This window comes from Mesorhizobium sp. WSM4898 (assembly GCF_029625845.1).
Lineage (GTDB): Bacteria > Pseudomonadota > Alphaproteobacteria > Rhizobiales > Rhizobiaceae > Mesorhizobium.
This window is the reverse complement of the sequence record NZ_JARTVQ010000001.1, coordinates 1,418,012-1,443,791: the sequence shown is the minus strand read 5'-3', so window position 1 is coordinate 1,443,791 and position 25,780 is coordinate 1,418,012. Positions and strand designations below refer to the sequence as shown.

Here is a 25,780-nt window from a genome sequence, read left to right as displayed (position 1 = left end):
AGAGCCAGTCTTGCCCAGGGGCTTTAGCGAATTCGAATACATGACCTTCGATGTGGTCGGCACGCTGATCGACTTCGAAGGCGGCATAACGACCTGCCTGGCCGGGATCGCTGCGGACGCCGGTGTCTCAATCGACGGCGAAGAAGCGCTGGCCCTTTACCGGCAGGCCCGCTACATGCCCGATGCGAACCTGTTCCCCGACGATCTCGCACGTGTCTACATGGTCATCGCACCGCGGCTCGGCCTGCCGGCCGAGGAGAAATACGGCGCCCGCCTGCGGGACTCGGCCAGCGTCTGGCAGGGCTTCTCCGACAGCAGGGCGGCGCTGGCCGACCTTGCGACGTCTCATAAGCTGATTGCCATGACCAATGCCCGGCGCTGGGCTCTCGACCATTTCGAGAAGCAGCTCGGATCGCCCTTTTTTGCCACCTTCACCGCCGACGATACCGGCACGGAAAAACCGGATCCCGCCTTTTTCCAGAAGGTCTTCGATTTCGTGGCGTCGCGCGGCGACAGCAAGGACGACATCCTGCACGTCGCGCAAAGCCAGCATCACGACATCGGCATATCCCGGGCGCTCGGCATGACCAACTGCTGGATCGAGCGCCGTCATGCCCAGAAGGGCTATGGCGGCACGATCGAGCCCGAGCGCTTCACCGTGCCGGACTACCACTTCACCTCGATGGCCGCGTTTGCGGCGGCCGTGCGGGAGAGCATGAAAGAACGAACCTGAACCCAAGCCCGGAAAAGCCGCAGCAAGACGCGCGTCCTGACCAACCAACGAAAGGGGAATGACATGACCGACAAGATCACCAACTGGACCGGAGCAGACGATGCGATGGTCGAAAACGCCATCCGGCGAGGCGCGAGCCGCCGCGAACTCCTCAAGATGCTGCTGGCGGGCGGCGCCGCGGTTGCCGCGGGCGGCGTTGTGCTTGGCCGTGTCACGCAGGCCGTCGCCGCCACGCCGGTCTCCGGCGGAAACTTCAAGGCGGCCGGCTGGTCGTCATCGACGGCCGACACGCTCGATCCGGCAAAGGCATCGCTCTCCACGGACTATGTCCGCTGCTGCTCGCTCTATAACCGTCTGACCTTCCTCGACAAGGATGGCAAGACGCAGATGGAACTGGCCGAAAGCATCGACAGCAAGGACGCAAAGACCTGGACGGTGAAGCTGCGCAAGGGCGTCACCTTCCACGACGGCAAGGACCTGACGGCTGACGACGTCGTCTTCTCGCTCAAGCGCCATCTCGACAAGGCGGTCGGCTCCAAGGTCGCCAAGATCGCCGCACAGATGACCGGCTTCAAGGCGGTCGACAAATCGACGGTCGAAATCACCCTCGCCGATCCGAATGCCGACCTTCCGACCATCCTAGCGCTGCACCACTTCATGATCGTGGCCGACGGCACCACCGACTTCTCCAAGGGCAACGGCACAGGCGCCTTCGTGCTGCAGACGTTCGAACCGGGCGTCCGTTCGGTCGTCACCAAGAACAAGAACTACTGGAAGTCGGGCAAGCCCTATCTCGACTCCTTCGAATTCATCGCCATCAGCGACGACAGCGCCCGGGTCAACGCCTTGCTTTCCGGCGATATCAATTTTGCTGCCGCGATCAATCCGCGCGCAATGAAGCTGCTGCAGAGCCAGCAGGGCTTCGAACTGTCGAAGACGACCTCGGGCAACTATACGGACCTCAACATCCGGCTCGACATGGATCCGGGCAGCAAGGCCGATTTCGTGACCGGCATGAAATACCTCGTCAACCGCGAGCAGATCGTCAAATCGGCATTGCGCGGCCTCGGCGAAATCGGCAACGACCAGCCTGTCTCGCCGGCTAACATCTTCCACAATGCGGACCTCAAGCCGAAGGCTTTCGACCCGGACAAGGCGAAGTTCCACTTCAAGAAGGCGGGCCTGCTCGGCCAGTCCATTCCGGTGGTCGCCTCGGACGCCGCGACCTCGTCGATCGACATGGCGGTCATCATCCAGGCCGCCGGCGCGGAAATCGGCATGAAGCTCGACGTTCAGCGGGTCCCGTCCGACGGCTACTGGGACAATTACTGGCTCAAGGCGCCTGTCCATTTCGGCAACATCAATCCGCGCCCGACGCCGGACATCCTGTTCTCGCTTCTTTACGCCTCCAACGCGCCCTGGAACGAAAGCCAGTACAAGTCCGAGAAGTTCGACAAGCTGCTCGTCGAGGCGCGCGGCCTGCTCGACCAGGCCAAGCGCAAGGAGATCTACGGGCAGATGCAGACCATGATCTCCGAGGAAGCAGGCACCATCATCCCGGCTTACATCTCCAACGTCGATGCCCTTTCCAGCAAGGTGAAGGGTTTGGAGGCGAACCCGCTCGGTGGCATGATGGGGTACGCAATGGCGGAATACCTCTGGCTCGAAGCCTGAGAGGCGCCTGCAGGGGACCGGTCAGCCGGTCCCCTGCACTGCATTGCGCAAGATTGTTTGGCCGAACGCAACCGCAGGGAGCTTCCATGAAGTCTGGGGTTCTAAACCTCGTGTTGAAGCGGCTGGCGATCGCGATCGTCACCCTTCTGATCGTCCTGTTCGCCGTGTTTTTCGCCACCAGCATGCTGCCGGGCGACACGGCGTCGATCCTGCTTGGCCAGGCGGCGACGCCCGAGGCGGTCGCCGGTCTGCGCGAGGCCATGCATCTCAATGATCCGGCGATCCTGCGCTTCCTGCGTTGGCTTGTCGGTCTGCTCCACGGCGATCTCGGGACCTCCTACGCAAACGAAATGCCGGTCGCGGCCCTGATCGGCGGGCGCTTCGTCAACACCATGAAGCTCGCCGGCATCACCACGCTGATCTCGGTGCCGCTGGCGCTGACGCTCGGCATCACCGCCGCGATGCTACGAGGCTCCGTCTATGACCGCACCGTCACCGTGCTTTCTATCGGCGTGATCTCGGTGCCGGAATTCATGGTCGCGACCCTCGCCGTCTTGCTCTTTGCCGTTTATCTGAAATGGCTTCCGGCGTTGTCTTCGGTCAACGAGGCGCACTCGCTTGCCGACCTCGTGCGCATCTATTCGATGCCGGTGATCACCCTCACCTTCGTTATCTCGGCGCAAATGATCCGCATGACGCGCGCCGCGGTGATCGAAACGCTCTCAACGCCTTATGTCGAGATGGCGCTTCTCAAAGGCGCCTCTCGCAGCCGCATGGTGCTCAAGCACGCCCTTCCGAACGCGCTTGGGCCGATCGTCAACGCGGTCGCGCTCTCGTTGTCCTATCTGGTCGGCGGCGTCATCATCGTCGAGACGATCTTCAATTATCCCGGCATCGCCAAGCTGATGGTCGATGCGGTCGCGACCCGCGACCTGCCGCTGATCCAGAGCTGCGCGATGATCTTCTGCCTTGGCTATCTCCTGCTCATCACGGCCGCCGACATCGTCGCCATCATGTCCAACCCGAGGCTCAGATGACAGTGGCGCGCGCGGCATCCTCCCGACGGTCCTTCCTGGGCCACAGCTACAACGTCGTGGGCGTCGTGGCCTCGCTGGTCATTCTGGCATGGACGCTGGTCGCGATCTTCGCGCCCTTCATCATTCCCCATCCGATCGGCGACATCGTCGACGACGACTATTTCGGCCCGATGCGCCAGGGGCTGTGGCTCGGCTCGGACTATCTGGGGCGTGACATGCTCTCCAGGGTTCTCATGGGAGCACGCTACACCGTCGGCATATCGCTTGCCGCCGTCTCGATCGCCTGCTTTTCAGGGGTCGTGCTGGGGATGATCGCGGCCGTCACCGGCGGCTGGTTCGATACCTGCCTCAGCCGCTTCCTCGACGCCATGAACTCCATCCCCAGCAAGCTGTTCGGCCTTGTTGTCGTCGCCGCGGTCGGCTCATCGATCCCGGTGCTGATCCTGACGCTCGCCGTCATCTACATCCCGGGCGCCTACCGCTTCGCGCGGGCGCTTGCCGTCAACATCAACACCATGGATTTCATGACCGTCGCCCGCGTCCGCGGCGAGAGCACTATCTATCTCATCGGCTCCGAGATCCTGCCGAACATTATCCGGCCTGTGCTTGCCGACTTCGGCCTGCGCTTCGTCTTCATCGTGCTTTTGCTCTCCGGCCTGTCCTTCCTCGGGCTCGGTCTGCAGCCGCCTTTAGCCGACTGGGGCGCGCTGGTGCGCGAGAACATCGGCGGCCTGCCCTTCGCGGCCCCGGCCGTCATCGTGCCGTCGCTGGCGATCGCCAGCCTGACCATTAGCGTCAACCTCTTAATCGACAACCTGCCGCAGAAGATCAGGGACCGGGACGCATGACCAATCTCGTCGAGGTCAGAAACCTTCGGATCGAGGCAAAGACCGACGCCGGACGTCTGGTCGAAATCATCAAGGGCGTCAGCCTCGACATCGCCGATGGCGAGATCGTCGCCCTGATCGGCGAGAGCGGCTCCGGCAAGACGACGGTGGCGCTCTCCCTCATGGGCTATGCGCGGCCCGGCTGCCGGATTACTGGCGGCGAGATCAATGTCAACGGCAAGAACATGGCTGCGCTTACCGAGCGGGAACGCGCCAGGTTGCGCGGCACCGACATCGCCTATGTTCCGCAAAGCGCCGCCGCCGCCTTCAACCCCTCATCGACCATCATGGAGCAGGTGATCGAAGTCACGCGCATCCACGGCCTGATGCCACCCGAGCAGGCGCGAAAGCGCGCGGTCGAGCTGTTCCGGGCCTTGTCGCTGCCTGATCCGGACGGTATCGGCGCCCGTTATCCGCACCAGGTTTCAGGCGGGCAATTGCAGCGACTGGCGGCCGCCATGGCGCTGATCGGCGATCCCAAACTGGTCATCTTCGACGAGCCGACGACCGCACTCGACGTGACGACCCAGATCGACGTGCTCAAAGCATTCAAGTCGGTGATGAAGGCGGGCGGCATAGCGGGTGTCTACGTTTCCCACGACCTCGCGGTCGTCGCCCAGATCGCAGATCGCATCGTGGTGCTGAAGGGCGGCGAGGTGCAGGAGACCGGCACGACGGCCGGAATCCTTTCGGCTGCCCAGCATCCCTATACACGGGAATTGCTGGCCGCTTTCGAGCCGAAGTCGAGGCAGATACGGGCGGATGAAGATTCCGGACCAAAGCCGCTGCTTCGCATCGACAATCTGATAGCCGGATACGGCCCGGTGAAAGGTGACGGGCAGCCGGTTATCCGCGCGGTCGATTCCGTCAGCCTGGTCGTGGAGAAGGGCCGCAATCTCGGTGTCATCGGCGAGTCCGGTTGCGGAAAATCGACGCTGGCGCGCGCCATCGCGGGCATTCATCCGGCGGCGACCGGCGATATCGTCTTCGACGGCAAGGCACTGGAGCGCGCCGCCCGGAAACGCACTCGCGACCAACTGCGCGAGATGCAGATCGTGTTCCAGTATGCCGATACCGCGCTCAATCCCGCCAAGCCCATTGAGGACATCATCTCGCGACCGCTGGCCTTCTATCATGGGCTCGACAGGCAGGCGCGCTCGAAGCGTGTCGACGAGTTGCTCGACATGGTGCGCCTGCCGAGGTCGCTGCGCTACCGTCATCCCTCGGAGCTCTCGGGCGGCCAGAAGCAGCGCGTGAACTTCGCGCGCGCGCTGGCGGCCGGTCCGAAGCTCATCATCTGCGACGAAATCACCTCAGCGCTCGACACGGTTGTAGCATCCGCCGTGATCGAGCTGCTCAAGGAGCTGCAGCGCGAGCTGGGGCTCTCCTATATCTTCATCAGCCACGACCTCTCCGTCGTCGAGGCCATCTGCGACGAGATCATGGTCATGTACAATGGTGAGCGGGTGGAGCAGATCACGCCCGACAAGGTCAAGTCGCCCACGCACCCCTATTCCAAACTTCTGTTCTCCTCCGTGCCGAAGCTCGATCCGACCTGGCTCGACGGCCTCGTCCGCGACCCCGAGCTGGTCAGCCAGTACGGCCACCGCTGACCAAACTGACCGTAGGGGATTCGCCGGACTACAGTTGCGAGCAGAGCCGGTAGGCCTCATAGATTGACGAGTAGATGTCCCTGCTGGCGACCGCGTCTCCAATGCGGTGCAGGACGAAGGATCCTGGAGCTTGGAGCCCTTGCACCCCCTTTGTCGCCACTCCCGTCATGAGCGCGATGTCGGTGACGCCCTTATTGGCGGAGCGGGCACGCAATTCCTGGTAGGTATCTTCCACAGGTGCCGTGCCGCGCTCGACAATGAGTTGGGCCGCGGTCATTTCCGTTTCTGCACCGGTGAGCTCATGCCGGAACCGGGCGGCGATGCCGTTGCCGTGGCGCGCTGCCTTGATGAGCCGCAGATCGCCGACGACCCGGATGCCGAGTTCGGACGCGAGTTTGCGGAAACTGACCCGGTCCGGATAGGGTGTCTCGATCGCAAGGGTGTCGTCAGCCATGGCCAGGCTGACCGCATGTCCCAGGCGGGCAAGATGCAGGCCACAGGATATGGCGGCCTGGCGTCCAGTCTCATCGTAGATGAGCACATCGGCCTTCGCGGGCATGACCCCGGTCAAGATATCCCAGACGCTGTCGCAATGTTCAGCGCCCTCCAGCCACTCCATGTCCGGGATGCCGCCTGTGGCGACGATAACGGCATCCGGTTTCTCGGCAAGCACTCCATCTGCGTCCGCATAGGTGTTGAGGCGGACATCCACGCCCAGGCGCGCGAGCTCTTCGGCGCGCCAGTCGACTATACCGATCAGATCCTTGCGGTCGGAAGCCGAGGCCGCAACGAGCACCTGCCCGCCGAGCCGGGCCCCAGCTTCGAACAAGGTCACGCTGTGCCCGCGCTCGGCGGCGACCCGGGCCGCCTCCATCCCGCCCGGACCACCGCCGACGACGACCACCCGTTTCGGCGTTTCGGTCCGGTCAATGATGTGGCTGACGGTCGTTTCATGGCCGCTGGCGGGGTTGTGAATGCAATGGACCTTCTTGTACAGGCAGTAGGACGCGCCGACGCACGGGCGGATGCGGTCTTCTTCGCCCCGCATCACCTTGTTGACGATATGCGGGTCGGCAATATGCGCTCGAGTCATGCCGACCAGATCGACAAGGTTTGCGCGGATCGCGTGCCGCGCCGTGGCTACGTCCCTGATGGCGGCGGCGTGGATGACCGGCAGCCTGGTTTCCCGCTTGAACTGCCCAACCAACGGCAGAAACGGCGCGCTCCTGATAAACATGCCGGGCATATTCTGCTCGGCCAGCGACAAGTCGGTGTCCATGCGGCCGAAGATGCAGTTGAAGAAATCGACATGGCCTTCGCGCTCGAACAGCCGGGCGAAGGCAAGGCCTTCCTCGAAATCCGATCCGTCGTCGACCGCCTCGTCGATCACGAAGCGGATCCCGACGGCGAAGTCGTCGCCCACCGCGCGGCGGATCGCTTCGTGAACCATCAGCCCGAAGCGCGCGCGGTTTTCCAGCGAGCCGCCGAAAGCGTCCGTGCGCCTGTTGGTTCTGCGCGACAGGAATTGGCCGATCAGATGGCCGCCGGTGACGGTCTCGACGCCGTCCAGGCCGCCGTCAACGCAGCGCCTGGCGGCACTGGCGTAGTCCTTGACGATCCTGTCGATGTCCGCGGCGTCCATTTCTTTGGGGAAATTCCGGTTTCGCGTCTCGCGGACGCGTGACGGCGCAACCGAGGGCAACCAGTGACCGGCATAGGCAGTAGCGCGCCGGCCGAGATGCGAGACCTGACACATGACCGTCGCGCCGTGGCGATGAATTCGCTGCGACAGCGATTGGAGATGAGGGATGATGCGATCGCTGGAAAGATCCAGCTGACCGCCGCCCCAGCTCGAATCGGGCGACGTCATCGCCGAGCCGCCGACCATAGTCATCGCCAGGCCGCCGCGCGCCTTCTCTTCATGATAGCGCTGATAGCGCTCGAGCGGCAGGCCACCCTCGTCCAGCATTGAGGCATGACTGGTGCTGACGACGCGGTTGCGCAGCGTTAGACCCTTGAGCCGAAACGGCTGAAGCAGTGGATCGCCGGATGTGCTCCCCGCTTGGAATGCCGCTGCCGGCACATGCTGCTCCGAACCATTCATGAGGGTTATAGTTCGCGATTTGCAGGACTGCAGGAAAGCTTGAAAATTGTTGGGGCGGCTATACGCTTGGCGTATGGCTGGCTTCGCAAAACTCGTTCCATCCGCACGCGGACTCCTCGTTTTCGAGGCCGCTGTCCGTTCAGGAAGTTTCACGGCCGCAGCGCGCGAGTTCAACGTCACGCAACCCTCGATCAGCCGCAGCATCGCTCAGCTGGAGGCCGATCTCGGCGTGGCTCTGTTCACGCGCGGTCCAACGGGATTGTCCCCGACCCCGGAGGGGCGCGCCCTCTATTCGGCTGTACGGGAAGGATTTGACGGCATCGAGGAGGCGATCGGCACGATCAAGCGGAACAGTGCCGCAAAGCCGGTGGTTACCCTTTCGCTCTCGAGCTCTCTCGCTACGCACTGGTTCGTTCCGAGGTTAACGGCGTTCAACACGCGATTTCCCGACGTGGACCTGAGGTTCGAACTCATCGCCGGCGTTCTGCGAGGACCCGCCGAGAATGTCGAGCTTGCCACCAGAATCCTGGCCGACGACGACACCCACTATCACCGCTGGGCCTTCTCGCCGGAAATCATCGTTCCGGTGTGCAGCCCATCCTATCTGTCGCACCACGGCCGCTTGAACCATGACTCGGACGGCGAAGGTCATATCCTGCTTCATCTCACCGACGCCAAGGAGCAGTGGCTGGACGCCTGGGGCAGCGTAGCCCACCGCAAGACCAGCAGGGCGAAATGGCTCGAATTCTCGGACTACGCGGTCGTGCTTCAAGCCGCGATGAACGGAGAAGGCGTGGCGCTCGGCTGGCTCAGCAATGTCTCAAGGGCACTGCTTCAGGCAACGCTCGTTCCGGCCTCGGACAGGCAGATCAACACCGGACGGATCCATGAATTGATTGCACCTCGCTCACGGCCAGTGCGGCCGATCGTCTCCGATATCCGCGCCTGGATGATCGCCGAGATGCAAGCCGAGTTGAAAGCGTTGCGCGCACTATTGCAGCCCGGGGTCCTGTAGCCCGGACCGCAGCAGACAACTGCAGCGCCCGGGCACAGCTACCCGCTGACTACATGGGAAACAGGCTGGGCAGCGGCATGTGCGATTTGACGATCGGCGACTTCAGCACCACGAAGCTGAAATACTTGTCGATGCCGATATCCATATCGGTCAGCCGCTCCATGATCGTCTGGTACTCGCCAATCCCGGCGGTCACGAATTTCATCAGATAGTCGTAACCGCCCGACACGAGGTGGCATTCGATGACCTGATCGATCTTCTCGACGACGGCGAGAAAGCGGGCAAAGTCCACCTGGCGATGGTTCTTCAAGGTGATTTCGGTGAACACGGTCAGTGTCTGGCCGAGCTTGCCGATGTTGACCTGCGCGGAATAGCCCTCGATATAACCTTCCGACTGGAGCTTCTTGACCCGCATCAGGCACGGGCTCGGCGACAGGTGCACCAGTTCGGCCAATTCCACATTGGTGATGCGGCCGTTCTTCTGCAATTCATGCAGAATCTTGATGTCGATCCGATCCAGTTTCACGTCCATCTCCGAAGAACGCAAGCCACAGCACAAAATGCCGCCACTTCTCTAGCCGTGACACTACCACAGCCGGCAGGCCTGTCTATCCGATGGGCCTGCTCTGACACGCAGGGACTCTCGATTTCATTGCGCGCTACGGAATAAAATTCTGCCTGAAGCATAACTGCGGCAGCGGCTGCCTGCGCAACGCGCTAGATTCGAGCCTCAAAGGCAGAGAGAGGACCATGCGCGCGCCGCTGCAACAGATCGAGACATCCGACGAACTGCCGCAATCCGCGGATGCGGTGGTGATCGGCGGCGGCATTGTCGGCGTCTTCGCGGCCTACTACCTGGCTAGGCGCGGCTTGAAGGTCGCGCTTGTCGAAAAAGGACGCATCGGCGCCGAGCAGTCCAGCAGGAACTGGGGATGGTGCCGCCAACAGAACCGCGACGCCCGCGAGCTGCCGATGGCGACGCGCAGCCTCGATCTCTGGGAGCGCTTTGCGGCCGAAAGCGGCCAGGACACCGGCTTTCGCCGCTGCGGCCTGCTCTATCTCAGCAATGACGAGGCGGAACTGGCCGGCTGGGCGCGCTGGCGTGACTTCGCCAGAACAGCGGGCGTCACCACGCACATGCTCGACAGCGCCGAGGCCAGCGGGCGGGGCCGCGCCACCGGCCGTACCTGGAAAGGCGGCGTCTTCTCGCCGACCGACGGCACCGCCGATCCGTCGCAGGCCGCGCCAGCGGTCGCCCGCGCCATCGTCCAGCTTGGCGGCACGGTGCATCAGAATTGCGCCGCGCGCGGTATCGAGACCGAGGGCGGTCGCCTGTGCGGCGTGCTCACGGAAAGCGGTACGATCCGCACGAAGGCGGCGGTTTTGGCCGGTGGCGCCTGGGCGTCCTCCTTTTGCCGTCAGTTCGGCTTCCGCTTCCCGCAGGCCTCGATCCGCTCCTCCATCCTGTCCGTCTCGCCCGGCGCGGGGGGCTTGCCGGATGCGCTACACACGGCAAAAATCTCGGCGACGCGGCGCGGTGACGGCGGCTACACGCTCGCCATAAGCGGCCGCGGACGCGTCGACGTGACGCCGCAGCAGCTGCGCTTCGCTTCGCAGTTCGTCCCCATGTTCCTGAAGCGCTGGCGCAGCCTCGCGCCCGGCGGGTTGCAGGGGGTGCGCTCAGGCCACGAAACGCTCCAACGCTGGCGGCTCGACCGGCCAACGCCGATGGAGCGGATGCGTATCCTCGATCCGATGCCGGATCAGGCGACCATCCGCCTGACCCATGCCCGCGCGCTCGAGCTGCTGCCTGCGCTGCGGCAGACGAAGATCAGCGCGGCCTGGGCGGGCTACATCGACAGCACCCCGGACGGCGTGCCGGCCATCGGCGAGATACACGCCGTTCCAGGCTTCTTCCTGGCTGCCGGATTTTCGGGTCACGGCTTCGGCATCGGACCCGGTGCCGGGCACCTCGTCGCCGATCTTGTCACCGGGTTGGAGCCGATCGTCGATCCGAAATCCTACGATCCGCGGCGTTTCGATGCTTCGGCGTGGGGCAAGGTCGCCGACTTCTAGTTTCAAACGCGACATTCCGACATCGCTTGGCAGGTGAACCCTCCGGATTTGCATCAGCTCTCCCGAAGAAAGGCGCCGATGGGGGCAGGCCGGATGGGGGCCTGCCCGCGAAACCGGCCGACATCCTCGGGCCTACAGCCGGCGTGGGCTGCGATGAGTTCGGCGGCTGCCAACTGGCAATAACGCCCCTGGCAGCGCCCCATGCCGACGCGCGAGAGCGATTTCACCCTGTTGGCCTCGCCGCCGCCGAGAGTCGTGCCCTCGCGCACGGCCCCGGCAGTGACGTTCTCGCAGCGGCAGACGATCGTATCGTCGGGAAACGCCCTCACCATCGCGCCTGGCCAAGGAAAGGCCTGGGCCAGACCGCGGGCAAAGCGCTCGAGCCGTGCGAGCCTGCGCGGGTCGGCGCCGACGGAGGGCACCGGGCGTCCAAGATCGGCAAGGCACGCCGCCGCGGCAACGCGTCCTGCGATCTCCGCGCCGTCCGCCCCTAGGAGACGGGCCCCATCACCGGCCAGGTAGATGCCATTGCCGGCTCGCCCCATCTCGTCGGCCTTCGGCAGCCATTGCCGCCACTGTTCGTCATAGGTGAAGGCGCATCCCGCAAGGTCAGTCAGATGAGTCTCCGCCCGCAGGTGCCAGCCCATGCCGACCATGTCACATGGGGTGTGCCGCTCCCGGCCGCCGGCGTCGCGCCAGCGCATCCCGGTGACACCCTGTCCGTCGGCATCGATTCGTTCCAGTGTCACGCCAGCGTGATAGCGGCGACCCAGCCGCGCCCGCAGGGCCAGCCCGCGCAACGCCACGATTGGGCGGGCGGCAAGTCCCCAGAACCCGCGCATCTGCTGGCGCCAGGAAGAGGTGTCGAGCACCGCCGCCACATCCGCTCCGGCCTTGAGGAGTTGCATGCCAACCAGCGTCAGCAAGGGGCCCGACCCGATAAGCACGATGCGCTGTCCGAGCGCGACGCCCTGCGCCTTGAGCGCGATCTGCGCCGCGCCAAGGCTGAAGACGCCGGCGTTCTGCCAGCCAGGGACCGGAGCGACGCGGTCGGATGCGCCGGTGGCGAGGATCAGGCGGTCGTAGAAGACGACCTCCGCGCCGCCCTCCCCCAGCACATGCAGCCGCCCCTCATGCACGGCGATGACGGAGCTGCGCGCGCAATAAGTGAGCCGCCCTTCATCGGCCATCCGGTCGAAGAGCAAATGCAACGCGCGAGCCTTGTCCGCCTCGGAGCCGTACAGTTGCTCCGGAGTTCGGACGAACCCGGCAGGCGGGCGGCGATAGATCTGCCCACCCGCGCGGTGCCCTTCATCGATCACCACCGGATGGAGCCCGGCGTCGACCAGTGTCGCCGCGGCCCTTATGCCGGCGGGGCCCGCACCTACGATCACGATGCGCGGCGATGACGGCTCGCTCACGGCCAGTTCTCCGGCGGCGTCGTGCGCAGCCGCATGCCTTCGACGGCAAGAGTTGTGCACGCACGCAGGCGCGGTCCCTCTTCTTGCCACACCCAGCAGTCCTGGCAGGCTCCCATTAGACAGAAACCTGCGCGCGGCTCGGGACCGAACTCGGAACTCCGGAGCGCATGTGCTGTAGCCAGCATTGCGGTCAGCACGGTGTCGCCGTCCAGCGCGTTGCGCGTCTCACCGTCGAGAAGGAATTGCACCTCCTCGCGATCGCGCTCGGCCAGCCGGACGATGCGGCCGACCGTCATCATTCGGCGGCCTCTCGTACCGGCCCCGGACGAGGCAGTTCGGGAAAGCGTTCGCAGACCGCCTCGAAGGCCGCTTGGACGCCTTCCGGCCCGGAGCGACCTTTCATGCGGCGAAAAATCTCCGTCTTGGCGAAGAACCGCCAGTGGATCGGCAAGGCGTCCAGCAGAGCGTGGAGCCGATCATAGGCAGCCGGCGTCCACTGCGCTTCGTAGCTGTCGCGCTCCGGCCCGAAATGGAAATGGCCGACGGACGGCGTGTGCCTCGCGCGCAGCCGCTCCGTCGCGCGCTCGTCGACTTCGCCGCCGCGGATAACGACCCCGTAGTCGCTTTCGGCTGCGGCCGGCGAGAGATAGCCGCGCCGCACATCCTCACCGACCCGCCAGGGCTCGCGCTGAAACGGGTCGCCGCGTCCGCCGCCGCCGGCGGATCGGATCTCGAGCACGTCGCCCGGCTGCAGCACCGCCGTGTCGATGTTGCCCAGCCGCCGCTCGCGGCCGGTGCCCGGATTGACGACCATGTCCGACAGGCCGGCCGCCTTGCCGCCCAGCACGCCCCAGGGACGGAAGAAGCTGCGGTCGCGATTGCGGGCCGTAATCCGGGAGTCGGGGGCAAAGACACGAAAAGCCATCTCGGTCGCCAGCCCGCCGCGCCAGCGGCCCGCACCGCCGCTGTCCTGGGCGAGCCCATATTTCACGAACTCGACCGGCGTCTCGGTCTCGGTGATCTCGATCGGCGTGTTCTTGAGATAGGCAGCATCGGCGCCCGATCCATTGGTGCCATCGCGATGCGGCATCGCGCCGCCGCCACCCACGACGGGGTTGACCGCCGCGATGACGCTCCTGCTGGTGCGCTCATCGATGGTCATGACGTTGACGATGCAGTTGTTGCCGGCCGGCGCCGCCGGCAAGCGCTCCGGCAGCACCTGTGAGAAGGCCCCGAAGATGACCGAGCGCAGCCGGGCGCAGGTGAGCGAGCGCATGCCGACGGCGGCGGGATGGACGGGGTTCAGCACCGAACCTTGCGGCGTGATGCAGGTGAACGGCCGGGTGAGGCCCGCGTTGAGCAGGATTTTCGGGTTGAGCGTGTAGAGCACGTAATAGACGCCGACCAAAAGCATCGTGTGGCGCGGGTCGCCGCCCGAAGGCACGTTGAGCGAGGAGCCGAGCTGCGGATCGGAGCCGGTGAAGTCGAGCACGGCCTCATCGCCTTTGATCGTCAGCGTCAGCTTCAGCCGGCAGGGATTGGCCTCGACCGAATCCTCATCGGCATAGTCGGCGAATTGCCAGGTGCCGTCGGGCATGGCGCGCAGCACGGCCCGCGCCTGCGCCTCGGCATGGTCGAGAAGAGCTGAAACGCCTTCGACGAAGCCGGCCTTGCCGAACTTCTTCACCATCGCCTGGATCTTGCGCTCGCCGGTGTTGAGCGCGCCGACCAGCGCCTTGATGTCGCCGATGTTGAGGTCCGGCTTGCGCACATTGGTGCTCATGATCCTGAGGATCGTCTCGTCGAAGACGCCTTCCCTCACCAGCTTCATCGGCGGAAAGCGGACGCCTTCCTGATGGATTTCGGTGAGCGCGCGGCTGAGCGAAGCCGGCACAGCCCCGCCCATGTCGGTGTTGTGGATGTGCCCTCCCGTCCAGGCGACGATCTCGCCGTCGACGAAGACCGGCTTCCACAAATGCGTGTCGGGTGCGTGCGTGGCGACGTGGCCGGAATAGGGATCGTTGGTGAAGGCGACGTCTCCCGGCCGATAGTCGTTCACCATGGCGATCGCACGGTGATAGGAAAGCCCGGGGTACCATGTGGCGCCGAGCTCCATCGGGACGGCGAAGGTCGCTCCCGAGCGGTCCATCAGCATCACCGTAAAATCCTGCGTCTCCTTGACGAAGGCGGAGTGCGCGGTGCGGTGCAGCGTGTGGGCCATGTTCTCGGCCGCCGCGCGGGCATGGTTAGCCAGAACCTGAAGATTTGTGCGGTCGAACAAGGCGTCACTCCGCGAAAGTCAGTACGAGATTGAGGTGGCGATCGACCCGCGCCTGCGTTCCGGCGGGGAGGGCGAAGGTGGTATCTTCCTGCACTACCACCGCAGGCCCGTGAAACGCGCTGCCCGGCACCAGGGTCTGGCGGTCATGGAGGTCGACGGTCTCGACGGTCAGACCGGTATAGACCGGCACCCGGCGCGCCGGATGGGTCGGGACGTCGATCTCCTCGGTCTCGGGGAAGGAGAGCGCCGGACCTGCGCCTATCGCGGACAGCCGTACATTCACAAGCTCGATCGCGCCGTCCGGATCGTGGAAGTCGTAGAGCTGCTCATGGGTGCGGTGGAATGCCTGCTCGATCGCGGCCGCGTCGCCGTCCGCCAGCCATTGGGGCGAAAGGACAACCTCGATCTCATAGCTCTGGCCGAAGTAGCGCATGTCGCAGGAGAGTGTGAGTTGCGCGGCCGCATCGTGCCCCTGCGCCGCAAGCCAGTCGCGGCCCTCCTGCGCCATCGCCTCGAAGGCCTCGCGGATTCCGGGAAGCGACGCGCCGGATAGCGGGCTGAAGATGGTGCGGATGAAGTCCCCGCGCAGATCAGCCACCAGCCCACCCAGCGCCGATACCACGCCGGGGCGGCGGGGCGCCATGACGCGCTTGATGCCGAGCTCGCGGGCCAGGAAGGCGCCGAGCATCGGGCCGCCGCCGCCGAATGGCATCAGCGTGAAATCGCGCAGATCGACGCCGGCGCGCGAGGCGAGCTTCTCAACCTCGACGAACATTTCCGACACCGCGATGTCGAGGATCGCCTGCGCGGTCTGCTCGACCGGACGGCCGAGCCGGGCGGCAAGCTCGCCGACCACGCGATGCGCCAGTTGGATCTCGATCCTGAGCTGGCCATAGGCCATCTCCCTATGGCCGAGCCATCCGCACACCACCATGGCGTCAGTTACCGTCGCCCGCTCGCCGCCACGGCCGTAGCATGCAGGTCCCGGCGTCGAACCGGCCGATTCCGGCCCGACCCGCAGCACTCCTTGCGCGTCGACGCTGGCGATCGAGCCGCCGCCGACGCCGATCGAGCTCACTGATACGGAAGGGATATGGAGCGGAAATTCGCCGATCAGCTCGCCGGTGCCGAACTGCGGCTCGCCGTTTATGATGAGCGCGAAATCGGCCGAGGTCCCGCCGATGTCGAGGGTGAGAACCTTATCCTCGCCGGCCTGACGCGCCAGCCACGAGGCGCCGATGACGCCGGAGGCCGTTCCCGACAGCAGCATATTCACGCAGGCGCGCTTGCCTTCGGCGGCGTTCATCAGCCCACCGTTCGACTTCGTCAGCATCGGCCGGGCCGGCACGCCGCGATGCTTCAGCCGCTCTTCCAGCGCGGTCAGATAGCCAGAGACGCGCGGATGGACATAGGCATTGAGAATGGCGGTCGAGCTGCGCTCGTATTCGCGGATGACCGGCCACACCTCGGCGGAGGTGAAGACGAAGAGGTCGGGCGCCAAGCGCGCGATCGCCGCCTTGACCGAAGCCTCCTGCGCGGCGTTGCGCCAGGAATGAAGGAAGGACACGACGATCCCCTGCGCCCCGTTCGCTTTCGCGGCCGCGACCGCGCTCTCCACCGCCGCCGTGTCGGGCGCCTGGGATTCATTGCCATCGACGCGCATGCGGGCCGGAATGCCGAACACCATGTCGCGCGAGATCAGCGGATCCGGCCGCGCGCAGAACAGCGAATACATGTCCGGCATGCGAAGCCGCGCGAGTTCGATCACGTCCTCGAAGCCGGCATTGGTGAATAGCGCCAGCGGCGCGCCCTTGCGCTGGATGATGGTGTTGATGCCGACCGTCGTGCCGTGCACGAAGCGCGTCATATGGGTCGCGTCGAAGCCTTCGCGTTCGGCCAGCAAGGTGAGCCCCGTCATCAGCTCGGCACCCGGATCTTCCGGCGTCGTCAGCACCTTCAGCGAAGCGACGCGTCCGGAGTTTGCTTCGAGCGCGCAGAAATCGATGAATGTCCCGCCGATATCGACGCCGACCTTCCAGTCGGCCTTCTTCAGCGCCTCATCCGTCGCAGTGGCTCCATCCATGGTGCGTCCCTTTCCGTCTGCTCGGAAACTCGCACGAGCGGACAGTCACGGTCCAAGATGGATGATGGGCAAGAATATAAGTCGTACTTATACCTTGACGCTATGCTCGCCGACAACGGCGGAGCAGGCCGTGCGGATGTCATCGCGCATCGTTTCGTCGGCCCTCGAAAGGGCTCGTGCGCGGGACGTGAGCAGCGCGATCGGGAATTCCGGGCCGCCCGCCAGCGGCCTGACAGCGAGGCCGGAAAACTGGTGCCACGGCAGCAGCGCGTCGACGAGAGCCACGCCCAGACCAGCCTGGACGAAGCCGACGGCAGAAATCGAAACGTCGATCTCCAGCGACGGTGAAAGCGCCACGCCTTGCGCGCGGGCCGCGTGGGCCAGTTCGTCGGCGGGACGCGTGTTGCCGCGATAGGATATCAGTTGCTGCCCGACGAGATCGGCGAGCGTCAGCTCGGGCTTATTCTGCAGCGCGTGTCCGCGCGGCAGCAGGCAGGCGAAGCCGACGCTGCCGATCACCTCGGCCTCGATATCGGGAGGCAGGCGGTCATCCATGGCCACGCCGAGGCTGGCATCGCCGGCGCGCAGCATGTCTACAATCGCGGCGATCGGCGCGCTATGGGAACGAAGCAGCATGTCGGGATGCTGCGCCCGAAATGCGGTGAAGGCGCGCGGCAATATCGCCATGGCCGGCGGCGGCGAGGCGGCGACCCGCACCAGTCCGGCCCGACCGAGACGCAGATCGGTGGTCTTGCGGCGCAGGCCGTCGAGCCCCGCCGACAGCCTCTCGGCATCGGGAAAGATCTCGAGCGCCTCAGGGGTCGGCCGCAGCCTGCCCTTGACCCGCTCGAACAGCGTGAAGCCGAGCTCGTCCTCAGTGTGGAGCAGTATCTGGCTGAGCGCGGGCTGGGAGATGTTCAGCATTCGCGCCGCGGCGGTCACGGTGCCCGCGCGCATGACGGCGATGAACACTTCGAGCTGCCGGGCCCGCATTCCTACTCCATAGGTAAAACTTATGGCTTTTATCCAAAGCCATCTTTGACGCATTGCCGCGGCGCCGACAAGATGGATCAGGATCAGCCCTCTGCGCTAAGGAACGACAATGGATGTGATCGTGCTGGGCGGCGGCCTGATGGGGACAGCTTCCGCCTATTTCCTGGCCAGGCGCGGCGCCCGCGTGACGCTGGTCGAGCGCAACCGGATCGGCGGTGGAGCAACCGTCGCCTCCTTCGGCAACATCCGGCGCACGGGGCGTCATCTGCCGCAGCTTCCGCTGGCCCACCGCTCGCTCCGGCTGTGGGGCGAGGCCGAAAAAATGCTGGGGCGCGATGTGGAATTCCGCGCCACCGGTCACGTGCGGCTGATCTTCGACGAAGGCGGTCTCGCCGACATGCGCAGCTATGCCGAGGCGGCGCGTCCCTGGGGACTCGAGCTGGAGCAGCTCAGCCCGCGCGAGATCCGCGCGCGTTTTCCCGGCCTCGGTCCCGACGCGATCGCGGCGTCGTTCTCTCCGCATGACGGCAGCGGCAATCCGCGGCTGATCGCGCCGGCCTTCGCCGAGGCCGCCCGCAAGCTGGGCGCGAAAATCATCGACGAAGCTCGGGTCGAAAGGATCGAGCGGACCGACTCCGGTTTCCTTGTCGCCAGTTCAAAAGGCGCTTTCGCCGGCGAATGCCTGGTCAACACCGCCGGCGCCTGGGGCGCGCGCGTCGCCGCGCTGTTCGGCGAAGAGGTCCCGCTCGATGCCCGCGGTCCACAAATGGGTGTGACCGAGCCACTGCCGCACCGGATCCTGCCGGTGGTCGGCATCTGGACGCGCGACAAGGACTATGGCGCCTATCTGCGTCAGGTCGAGCGCGGCAACATCGTCTTCGGCGGCGCCGCCGAAAGAGTGTCGGTGGACCTCGATCCAGGCCATGCGGCCGCCGACCCCATGCGCCTGCCGACGCAATTGCGGGCCGTCGCGCGGCTGCTGCCGGCGATCGCGCAAGTCGCGGTCATCCGCACCTGGTCGGGCTGCGAAGGCTATGTCCGCGACATGCTGCCGGTCATGGGACGCTCGTCGACGACGCCGGGCCTGTTCCACGCTTTCGGCTTCAGCGGGCACGGCTTCCAGCTCGGTCCGGGTGTCGGCGACGCCATGGCCGAGCTCATCACCACCGGCGACTGCGAAACGGCCCTCGACGATTTTAGGATAGATCGCTTCAATCGCGGAGCCTGACGAGGCGAGTCGATCCCCTGGGCTCAGGCGTCCTTTGACGCGGAAGAAGGGAGCTTCCATCTGTCCGAATGACGGCTTGTTGGGTGAGCAGAAAGGTCGCTTTCGGATGGCTCAGACTGGAGTTCGCCCCCAGCAAACCGCGGCCGCGGATTGGAACGCGTGGGCGCTGCGCGACAAGCGATTCATAAGTGTCGTTGTACGAGCATTCCCCGATCGGCGATTCTTATCCCATGCTTTGCTCAGCCCTATCGGCTTAATGTCGAACGCAGGATGCCGCGCAGAACATGGCGCGCTTCTACGGACTTTCCATCGAAACGACATTGTTTTGCGGCGCTTCGGCCAAAGGATGACGACTGAACCTAGACAGTAAGGAGCTTGCGTACATCGGGCCTGTCCAGATCCTCGGCGGGGCCGGTATGCACGATCTGGCCGCGATCCATGATGTTGACCTCGTCGGCAAGCTCGCGGCAGAAATCCAGATACTGCTCGACCAGAAGCACCGCGATCCCCGCCTGGTCGCGCAGATAGCGGATGGCGCGGCCGATGTCTTTGATGATTGATGGCTGGATGCCTTCGGTCGGCTCGTCGAGCACGAGCAGCTTCGGCCGCATCACCAGCGCGCGGCCTATGGCGAGCTGCTGCTGCTGGCCGCCGGACAAGTCGCCGGCGCGGCGGCCGAGCGTCTGCTTCAACCCTGGAAACAGCTCTAAGACATGAGCTGGAACGTTGCGGTCGGCGCGCTTCAGCGGTGCGAACCCCGATTCCAGATTTTCGCGCACCGTGAGCAGGGGAAAGATTTCCCTGCCCTGCGGCACGAATGCGATGCCCGACCGGGCGCGGTCATACGCCGCGCTCCGCTCGAGCGCTTTCCCCTCGAAGGCAACACTTCCGCTCGTCAGCCTATGATGGCCGACGATGGATCTCATCAGACTGGTCTTGCCGACGCCGTTGCGGCCGAGTACGCAGGTGATCTTGCCCGCGCCCGCTTTCAGCGAAACGCCGCGCAGCGCCTGGGCGGCGCCGTAATGGAGCGTGGCGTCGGAGACTTCGAGCATGGTCAGCCCCTTCTCCAGCACCTGAGGAAGGAAAGGTCGAAACGATGCAACGAGACCCGCCAGATCATGCTCAGCGCCCCAGATAGACTTCGACGACGCGTTCGTCGGCCGAAACGAAATCGAGCGTGCCTTCCGACAGCACCGAGCCCTCGTGCAGGCAGGTGACCTTGACGCCGAGCTCGCGCACGAAATGCATGTCGTGCTCGACGACGACAACCGAATGGTCGCGGGCGATGTCCTTGAGCAGGCGCGCCGTCTCCTCGGTCTCCGCGTCGGTCATGCCGGCGACCGGCTCGTCGACGAGGAGCAGCTTCGGGTCTTGTGCCAGCAGCATGCCGATCTCCAGCCACTGCTTCTGGCCATGGCTGAGATTGGCGGCGACCTCCCCGCGCTTGTCGCCGAGGCGGATGATGCCGAGGATGGCGTCGATGCGCCTGGCCCCGCTCGGCGAGCCGCGATGGAAGAGCGCTGGAAAGATCGAGCGCGGCCCCTTCAGCGCCAGCATCAGATTGTCCTCGACGCTGTGGCTCTCGAAGACGGTCGGCTTCTGGAACTTGCGGCCGATGCCCATCATGGCGATCTCGGCTTCGTCATGCCGGGTGAGATCGACCCGACCGTCGAAGAATACCTCGCCCTCGTCCGGCCGCGTCTTGCCGGTGACAATATCCATCATCGTCGTCTTGCCGGCGCCGTTGGGTCCGATAATGGCGCGCATCTCGCCCTTGTCGAGCACCAGCGACAGGTTGTTGATGGCGCGAAAGCCGTCGAAGGAGACCGAGACGCCGTCCAGATAGAGGATGGTGTTCGACTTGCTCATGGTCGCTTACTCCGCCGGCTGCGGTTCGGGGCCGTTGGCCGACCACGCGCCCGGCGTTCTCGCCGCCGAGCGCTCGATCTTCGGCTGCGCTTCCGGCGGGTCGATGCCGGCTTTCGCGGCGAGCGAGGCCGCGCGCAGCGCCCTGGCCTTGCCGCGCCAGCTATCCCACATGCCGACCACGCCCTTGGGCAGGAACAGCGTTACGGCGACGAACAACCCGCCAAGCGCGAATAGCCAGAATTCAGGCAGCACGCCGGTGAACCAGGATTTGCCGGCATTGACCAGGAGCGCGCCGATAATCGGGCCGACGATGGTGCCGCGCCCGCCGACGGCGGTCCAGATCACCACTTCTATCGAATTGGCGGGCTCGAACTCGCCGGGATTAATGATGCCGACCTGCGGCACGTAGAGCGCGCCGGCGATGCCGGCCATGACGGCCGAGACGCTGAAGGCGAAGAGTTTTACATTCTCGGCCCGCCAGCCGAGGAAGCGGGTGCGGCTTTCGGCGTCGCGCACCGCCATCAGCAGCTTGCCGTATTTGGAGCGCACGATCGCCGCGGTGACAAAGACGGCGAACGCCAGCGTCACGGCGCTTGCTGAAAACAGCGCCGCGCGCGTCGCGTCGGCCTGGATGTTGAAGCCGAGGATGTCCTTGAAATCGGTCAGGCCGTTATTGCCTCCGAAACCCATGTCGTTGCGGAAGAAGGCAAGCAGCAGCGCATAGGTCATCGCCTGGGTGATGATCGAGAGATAAACGCCGGTGACGCGGCTGCGGAAGGCGAACCAGCCGAATACGAAGGCAAGCAGGCCCGGCACGGCCAGCACCATCAGCACGGCGAACCAGAAATGGTCGAAGCCGTGCCAGAACCAGGGCAGTTCCTTGTAGTTCAGGAACACCATGAAGTCCGGCAGGATGGGATTGCCATAGACGCCGCGCGAGCCGATCTGACGCATCAGATACATGCCCATCGCATAGCCGCCGAGCCCGAAGAAGGCGCCGTGGCCGAGCGAAAGGATGCCGCAATAGCCCCAGACCAGATCGAGCGCGAGCGCCAGCAGCGCGTAGCAGAGATATTTCCCGACCAAAGAGACGATGTAAGGCGGAATGTAGAAAGCGCTTTGAGGCGACACCGCGAGGTTTAGCAGCGGCACGATGGCGGCCGCCGCCAGCAGGACGAGGATGGCGATCGCGATGCGCCGGTCGGCGCCGAAGAAGCGCTGCGTGATCATGCTTCCACCGCCCTGCCCTTCAGCGCGAATAGGCCGCGCGGCCGCTTCTGGATGAACAGGATGATCAGTACCAGCACGACGATCTTGCCAAGCACCGCGCCGGCGTACGGCTCGAGGAACTTGTTGACGATGCCGAGCGAGAAGGCGCCGACCAGCGTGCCCCAGAGATTGCCGACGCCACCGAAGACCACGACCATGAAACTGTCGATAATGTAGCCGCGGCCGAGATTGGGCGAGACGTTGTCGATCTGGCTGAGCGCCACGCCGGCGATCCCGGCGATGCCGGAGCCGAGCGCGAAAGTCAGCGCGTCGATCCAGGGCGTCCTGATGCCCATGGATGCGGCCATGCGCCGATTGGCGGTGACGGCACGCATCTGCAGGCCCCAGGGCGTCCGCTTCATGACGTAGAGCAGCACACCGAACACCAGCAGCGCGAACACCAGTATCCACAGCCGGTTCCAGGTGATGGCCAATTGACCGATGTCGAACGATCCCGACATCCAGGACGGATTGCCGACCTCCTGGTTCGTCGGACCGAAGACGGTGCGCACCGCCTGCTGCAGGATCAGCGAGACGCCCCATGTGGCAAGAAGCGTCTCCAGCGGCCGGCCGTAAAGGAAGCGGATGACGCCGCGCTCGATGACGAGGCCGACCAGCGCCGAGACCAGGAAGGCGAGCGGCAGCGCGATGACCAGCGACCAGTCGAAGAGGCTCGGAAACGACGTGCGGATCACCTGCTGGACGACGAAGGTGGTGTAGGCGCCGAGCATCACCATCTCGCCATGCGCCATGTTGATGACGCCCATGACGCCAAAGGTGATGGCGAGACCGATAGCGCCGAGCAGCAGCACCGATCCGAGTGATATGCCGTACCAGATGTTCTGGCCGGCATCCCACAATGCCAGCGTCGAATTGATATGGCCGATCGCGGCGGTTGCCACGTTCTTGACCGCTCCCTGCGCGCCAGCCTCAACGGAGGTCAGCAGGGAAAGCGCATCGCGGTCGCCGCGCGCCGCGATGGCCGAGATGGCGGCGAGCTTGTCGGCTTCCGGCTTGTCGGAAACCAGAACCGACGCCGCGCGCGCCTGCACGAACATCTTCTTGACGGCTGGGTCGGTCTCAGCAGCGATCGCGGCATCGAGCGGTTCGATATTCGCCGCGTCGGGCGTCTTGAACATGGTCGCGGCGGCGGCAAGGCGCACGCTCGCGTCCTTGGCGCGCAGCGTCAGCGTCCCCAGCGCGTCGCGTATGGCGCGGCGAAGACCGTTGTTGACCTTGATCTTGGTGAGATCGGCCTTGGCGGCATCGGCGGACTTGTCGCCGCTGAAAGGATCGAGCAGTTCGACACCGCTCGCCGCGTCCTTGCCGATGAAGACCTGCGAATCGGCTTTGCGAATATAGAGGTTGCCGTCGGCGAGCGCCGACAGCGGCCTTTCGACGGCCGGATCGCCGCTGGCCGCGAGCTCGCGCACGATGGCTTCCGTGGCCGAGAAATTAGTCGCTGTAGCGAACTTGGCTATTGCCGCGCGAAGATCGGCCTCGCCTGCCTTCGAGGGCAGCAGGCTTGCCATCGTCAGCAGCAGCGTCAAGCCAATCGCGCGCAACAGGATCATCAGCTTCAGCGGATCTCGAACGTTTGAGATTTCTGCCCGGGCGGGACGCGAAGGCCCGCCCGGGCCGCGGTCTCGGATCGCGGGGCCACGCGGCGACCCGACAGACCTGGGAGGATCAGTTGGTGCCCTTGCCGCCGCACTTGCCGGTGGCGACGTTGAAGTTGCCGCAACTGAGCGGCGCGCGCCAATCGGAGATCAGGTTCTTGGAATCGGGCAGGTAGTCGGACCATTCGTCGCCCATCACAAGGCCGGGCGTTTGCGAGACGGTCTCGAACTGGCCGTCGGCCTGGATCTCGCCGATGAGCACCGGCTTCGTGATATGATGGTTCGGCATCATCGTCGAATAGCCGCCGGTCAGGTTCGGCACCGAGACGCCGACCATGGCGTCGATGACCTTGTCCGGATCGGTAGTACCGGCCTTCTCGACTGCCTTCACCCACATGTTGAAGCCGATATAGTGGGCTTCCATAGGGTCGTTGGTCGTGCGCTTGTCGTTCTTTATGAACTTGTGCCAGTCGTCGATGAACTTCTTGTTCTCGGGCGTGTCGACGCTCTCGAAATAGTTCCAGGCGGCGAGGTGGCCGACCAGCGGTCCGGTGTCGAGACCGGCCAGTTCTTCCTCGCCGACTGAGAAGGCCATGACTGGAATGTCCTCGGCCTTGATGCCCTGGTTGCCCAGTTCCTTGTAGAACGGCACGTTGGCGTCGCCGTTGACGGTCGAGATCACGGCCGTCTTCTTGCCGGCCGAGCCGAACTTCTTGATCGCCGAGACTTCGGTCTGCCAGTCGGAGAAGCCGAACGGCGTGTAGTTGACCATGATGTCCTCGGCCGGCACGCCCTTCGACTTCAGATAGGCTTCGAGGATCTTGTTGGTGGTGCGCGGGTAGACATAGTCGGTGCCTTCGAGCACCCAGCGCTTCACCGAGCCGCCATCGGCGCTCATCAGGTAGTCGACGGCCGGAATGGCCTGCTGGTTGGGGGCAGCACCCGTGTAAAAGACGTTGCGCTCGCTTTCCTCGCCCTCATACTGGACGGGGTAGAACAGGATGTTGTCGAGCTCCGAGAACACCGGCAACACCGATTTGCGCGACACCGAGGTCCAGCAGCCGAAGACCGCCGCGACCTTGTCCTTGGAGATCAGCTCGCGCGCCTTTTCGGCGAAGAGCGGCCAGTTGGAGGCCGGATCGACGACAACCGCCTCGAGCTTCTTGCCGAGCAGGCCGCCCTTAGCGTTCTGCTCCTCGATCAGCATCAGCATGACGTCCTTCAGCGTCGTCTCCGAAATCGCCATGGTCCCCGAGAGCGAATGGAGGATGCCGACCTTGATCGTGTCGTCGGCCGCTCTGGCGGGAGCCGATATCGACAGGCCGGCAGCGATCACGCCGGCCGAAAACATTTTTGTTATTGTCGAAAAATTGCCCCTCATATTGCACACTCCCAAGCTGGTTGTTTTGCATTGCAACATTGCGGTGCAAGCGGCGTGCCAAACCTGACAGTCCAAAGTGCCGGGCAAAAAAATCGATCAGTTACAGTTGGTTATAATTTCAACTCAAGTTTTCAACGGCCGCTTCCGCTTCAAGGCGTTGTCAAATTTTGGGCTTCTGCCTCTATTTTCATCGCAATTTTCTATTGCATGTTTTACATCGCCGTTTGCCTTCTGCCGACCCCCGTAGTCGCACGGCGAGAGATGTTGGGAATTGAAATCTTTGCGCCGCGGGCGGCTAACAAGTGAGGGACCCGGTCCGTCTCGGCGGCGGGCTTTTCCAATCTGAAGCAAATTGTAGACCGCTCGATTGGTGTCGTCGGTGACGCGAACCCATTGGGTCTCGTCTCGCCGGTCCTGTACGTGGCGGCCGGTCACCCATTCAGCGGCTTCTTTAGGTGAGGTGGTCCTCGCGTAGGCAATACTGCATCCGTCCC

20 protein-coding genes are annotated in these 25,780 nt (G+C 64.6%); 8 read left to right on the top strand and 12 right to left on the bottom strand.

Annotated elements, in window-relative coordinates:
* Positions 1-10: 10 nt before the first annotated feature.
* The 5 genes from P9228_RS07125 (at position 11) to P9228_RS07105 (ending at position 5,944) form a co-directional block, all read left to right on the top strand.
* A complete protein-coding gene (locus tag P9228_RS07125; RefSeq protein ID WP_278052831.1) occupies positions 11-733 on the top strand; it encodes an HAD-IA family hydrolase in 723 nt (240 codons plus the stop codon).
* Positions 734-796: 63 nt separating this feature from the next.
* The gene (locus tag P9228_RS07120) at positions 797-2,407 is read left to right on the top strand and encodes an ABC transporter substrate-binding protein (protein WP_278052830.1); all 1,611 of its coding nucleotides are present in this window, start codon (positions 797-799) and stop codon (positions 2,405-2,407) included.
* An 86-nt stretch (positions 2,408-2,493) separates the two neighbouring features.
* A complete protein-coding gene (locus P9228_RS07115) occupies positions 2,494-3,444 on the top strand; it encodes an ABC transporter permease (protein WP_066989177.1) in 951 nt (316 codons plus the stop codon).
* Complete coding sequence (locus tag P9228_RS07110) at positions 3,441-4,292, top strand: ABC transporter permease (RefSeq protein ID WP_067327451.1); 852 nt, start codon at positions 3,441-3,443, stop codon at positions 4,290-4,292. Before P9228_RS07115 ends, P9228_RS07110 begins: the two co-directional genes overlap by 4 nt.
* Positions 4,289-5,944, top strand: a complete 1,656-nt coding sequence (locus tag P9228_RS07105) for an ABC transporter ATP-binding protein (RefSeq protein ID WP_095826959.1) — start codon at positions 4,289-4,291, stop codon at positions 5,942-5,944. Before P9228_RS07110 ends, P9228_RS07105 begins: the two co-directional genes overlap by 4 nt.
* 28 nt (positions 5,945-5,972) lie before the next feature.
* Here the strand turns inward: P9228_RS07105 and P9228_RS07100 are convergent, their stop codons facing one another.
* Entirely contained in the window at positions 5,973-8,048 is a 2,076-nt protein-coding gene (locus tag P9228_RS07100; RefSeq protein WP_278052829.1) for an NADH:flavin oxidoreductase, read from the bottom strand.
* A gap of 73 nt (positions 8,049-8,121) precedes the next feature.
* On the opposite strand from P9228_RS07100, the gene P9228_RS07095 reads away from it, so the two are divergent.
* Entirely contained in the window at positions 8,122-9,063 is a 942-nt protein-coding gene (locus P9228_RS07095) for a LysR family transcriptional regulator (RefSeq protein ID WP_067327442.1), read from the top strand.
* A gap of 49 nt (positions 9,064-9,112) precedes the next feature.
* Here the strand turns inward: P9228_RS07095 and P9228_RS07090 are convergent, their stop codons facing one another.
* Positions 9,113-9,589, bottom strand: coding sequence for an Lrp/AsnC family transcriptional regulator (locus P9228_RS07090; protein WP_066989429.1), 477 nt, complete (start codon positions 9,587-9,589; stop codon positions 9,113-9,115).
* Between the two features lie 224 nt (positions 9,590-9,813).
* Here P9228_RS07090 and P9228_RS07085 point away from each other — a divergent pair, with 224 nt between their 5' ends.
* Positions 9,814-11,139 carry an FAD-binding oxidoreductase gene (locus P9228_RS07085; protein ID WP_127214259.1) on the top strand — a complete coding sequence of 442 codons (1,326 nt, stop codon included), beginning with the start codon at positions 9,814-9,816 and terminating at the stop codon, positions 11,137-11,139.
* Positions 11,140-11,192: 53 nt separating this feature from the next.
* Here the strand turns inward: P9228_RS07085 and P9228_RS07080 are convergent, their stop codons facing one another.
* The 5 genes from P9228_RS07080 to P9228_RS07060 form a co-directional block, all read right to left on the bottom strand.
* Complete coding sequence (locus P9228_RS07080; RefSeq protein ID WP_278052828.1) at positions 11,193-12,560, bottom strand: FAD/NAD(P)-binding oxidoreductase; 1,368 nt, start codon at positions 12,558-12,560, stop codon at positions 11,193-11,195.
* Entirely contained in the window at positions 12,557-12,859 is a 303-nt protein-coding gene (locus P9228_RS07075) for a (2Fe-2S)-binding protein (RefSeq protein WP_095825763.1), read from the bottom strand. The genes P9228_RS07080 and P9228_RS07075 overlap by 4 nt, the downstream gene beginning before the upstream one ends.
* Positions 12,856-14,841, bottom strand: a complete 1,986-nt coding sequence (locus tag P9228_RS07070; RefSeq protein WP_278052827.1) for a hydantoinase B/oxoprolinase family protein — start codon at positions 14,839-14,841, stop codon at positions 12,856-12,858. Before P9228_RS07070 ends, P9228_RS07075 begins: the two co-directional genes overlap by 4 nt.
* A gap of 4 nt (positions 14,842-14,845) precedes the next feature.
* Entirely contained in the window at positions 14,846-16,924 is a 2,079-nt protein-coding gene (locus P9228_RS07065; protein WP_278052826.1) for a hydantoinase/oxoprolinase family protein, read from the bottom strand.
* A gap of 87 nt (positions 16,925-17,011) precedes the next feature.
* On the bottom strand, positions 17,012-17,917 hold the full coding sequence (locus tag P9228_RS07060; RefSeq protein WP_278052825.1) for a LysR family transcriptional regulator: 906 nt from the start codon (positions 17,915-17,917) through the stop codon (positions 17,012-17,014).
* A gap of 109 nt (positions 17,918-18,026) precedes the next feature.
* On the opposite strand from P9228_RS07060, the gene P9228_RS07055 reads away from it, so the two are divergent.
* Positions 18,027-19,145: an FAD-binding oxidoreductase gene (locus P9228_RS07055; RefSeq protein ID WP_278052824.1), complete on the top strand. Its 1,119-nt coding sequence runs from the start codon at positions 18,027-18,029 to the stop codon at positions 19,143-19,145.
* A 359-nt stretch (positions 19,146-19,504) separates the two neighbouring features.
* Here P9228_RS07055 and urtE read toward each other — a convergent pair whose 3' ends face one another.
* From urtE to urtA, 5 genes are all read right to left on the bottom strand, one after another.
* Complete coding sequence (urtE, locus tag P9228_RS07050) at positions 19,505-20,200, bottom strand: urea ABC transporter ATP-binding subunit UrtE (RefSeq protein ID WP_278052823.1); 696 nt, start codon at positions 20,198-20,200, stop codon at positions 19,505-19,507.
* 70 nt (positions 20,201-20,270) lie between these two features.
* Positions 20,271-21,017 (bottom strand): urea ABC transporter ATP-binding protein UrtD, encoded by a 747-nt coding sequence (gene urtD / locus P9228_RS07045; protein WP_127323950.1) that lies wholly within the window; start codon positions 21,015-21,017, stop codon positions 20,271-20,273.
* Between the two features lie 6 nt (positions 21,018-21,023).
* Entirely contained in the window at positions 21,024-22,247 is a 1,224-nt protein-coding gene (gene urtC, locus P9228_RS07040) for an urea ABC transporter permease subunit UrtC (protein WP_095830570.1), read from the bottom strand.
* The gene (gene urtB / locus P9228_RS07035; RefSeq protein WP_278052822.1) at positions 22,244-23,860 is read right to left on the bottom strand and encodes an urea ABC transporter permease subunit UrtB; all 1,617 of its coding nucleotides are present in this window, start codon (positions 23,858-23,860) and stop codon (positions 22,244-22,246) included. The genes urtC and urtB overlap by 4 nt, the downstream gene beginning before the upstream one ends.
* A 115-nt stretch (positions 23,861-23,975) precedes the next feature.
* A complete protein-coding gene (gene urtA / locus P9228_RS07030) occupies positions 23,976-25,286 on the bottom strand; it encodes an urea ABC transporter substrate-binding protein (RefSeq protein ID WP_127215183.1) in 1,311 nt (436 codons plus the stop codon).
* Between the last annotated feature and the right edge of the window lie 494 nt (positions 25,287-25,780).

Coding starts and splice junctions, on each gene's coding strand:
- urtE (WP_278052823.1), bottom strand. CDS start 20,200: ATGCTCGAAGTCTCCGACGCCACGCTCCATTACGGCGCCGCCCAGGCG.
- P9228_RS07095 (WP_067327442.1), top strand. CDS start 8,122: ATGGCTGGCTTCGCAAAACTCGTTCCATCCGCACGCGGACTCCTCGTT.
- urtA (WP_127215183.1), bottom strand. CDS start 25,286: ATGAGGGGCAATTTTTCGACAATAACAAAAATGTTTTCGGCCGGCGTG.
- P9228_RS07085 (WP_127214259.1), top strand. CDS start 9,814: ATGCGCGCGCCGCTGCAACAGATCGAGACATCCGACGAACTGCCGCAA.
- P9228_RS07110 (WP_067327451.1), top strand. CDS start 3,441: ATGACAGTGGCGCGCGCGGCATCCTCCCGACGGTCCTTCCTGGGCCAC.
- P9228_RS07065 (WP_278052826.1), bottom strand. CDS start 16,924: ATGGATGGAGCCACTGCGACGGATGAGGCGCTGAAGAAGGCCGACTGG.
- P9228_RS07075 (WP_095825763.1), bottom strand. CDS start 12,859: ATGATGACGGTCGGCCGCATCGTCCGGCTGGCCGAGCGCGATCGCGAG.
- P9228_RS07105 (WP_095826959.1), top strand. CDS start 4,289: ATGACCAATCTCGTCGAGGTCAGAAACCTTCGGATCGAGGCAAAGACC.
- urtB (WP_278052822.1), bottom strand. CDS start 23,860: ATGATCCTGTTGCGCGCGATTGGCTTGACGCTGCTGCTGACGATGGCA.
- P9228_RS07060 (WP_278052825.1), bottom strand. CDS start 17,917: ATGCGGGCCCGGCAGCTCGAAGTGTTCATCGCCGTCATGCGCGCGGGC.
- urtC (WP_095830570.1), bottom strand. CDS start 22,247: ATGATCACGCAGCGCTTCTTCGGCGCCGACCGGCGCATCGCGATCGCC.
- P9228_RS07115 (WP_066989177.1), top strand. CDS start 2,494: ATGAAGTCTGGGGTTCTAAACCTCGTGTTGAAGCGGCTGGCGATCGCG.
- urtD (WP_127323950.1), bottom strand. CDS start 21,017: ATGAGCAAGTCGAACACCATCCTCTATCTGGACGGCGTCTCGGTCTCC.
- P9228_RS07055 (WP_278052824.1), top strand. CDS start 18,027: ATGGATGTGATCGTGCTGGGCGGCGGCCTGATGGGGACAGCTTCCGCC.
- P9228_RS07120 (WP_278052830.1), top strand. CDS start 797: ATGACCGACAAGATCACCAACTGGACCGGAGCAGACGATGCGATGGTC.
- P9228_RS07100 (WP_278052829.1), bottom strand. CDS start 8,048: ATGAATGGTTCGGAGCAGCATGTGCCGGCAGCGGCATTCCAAGCGGGG.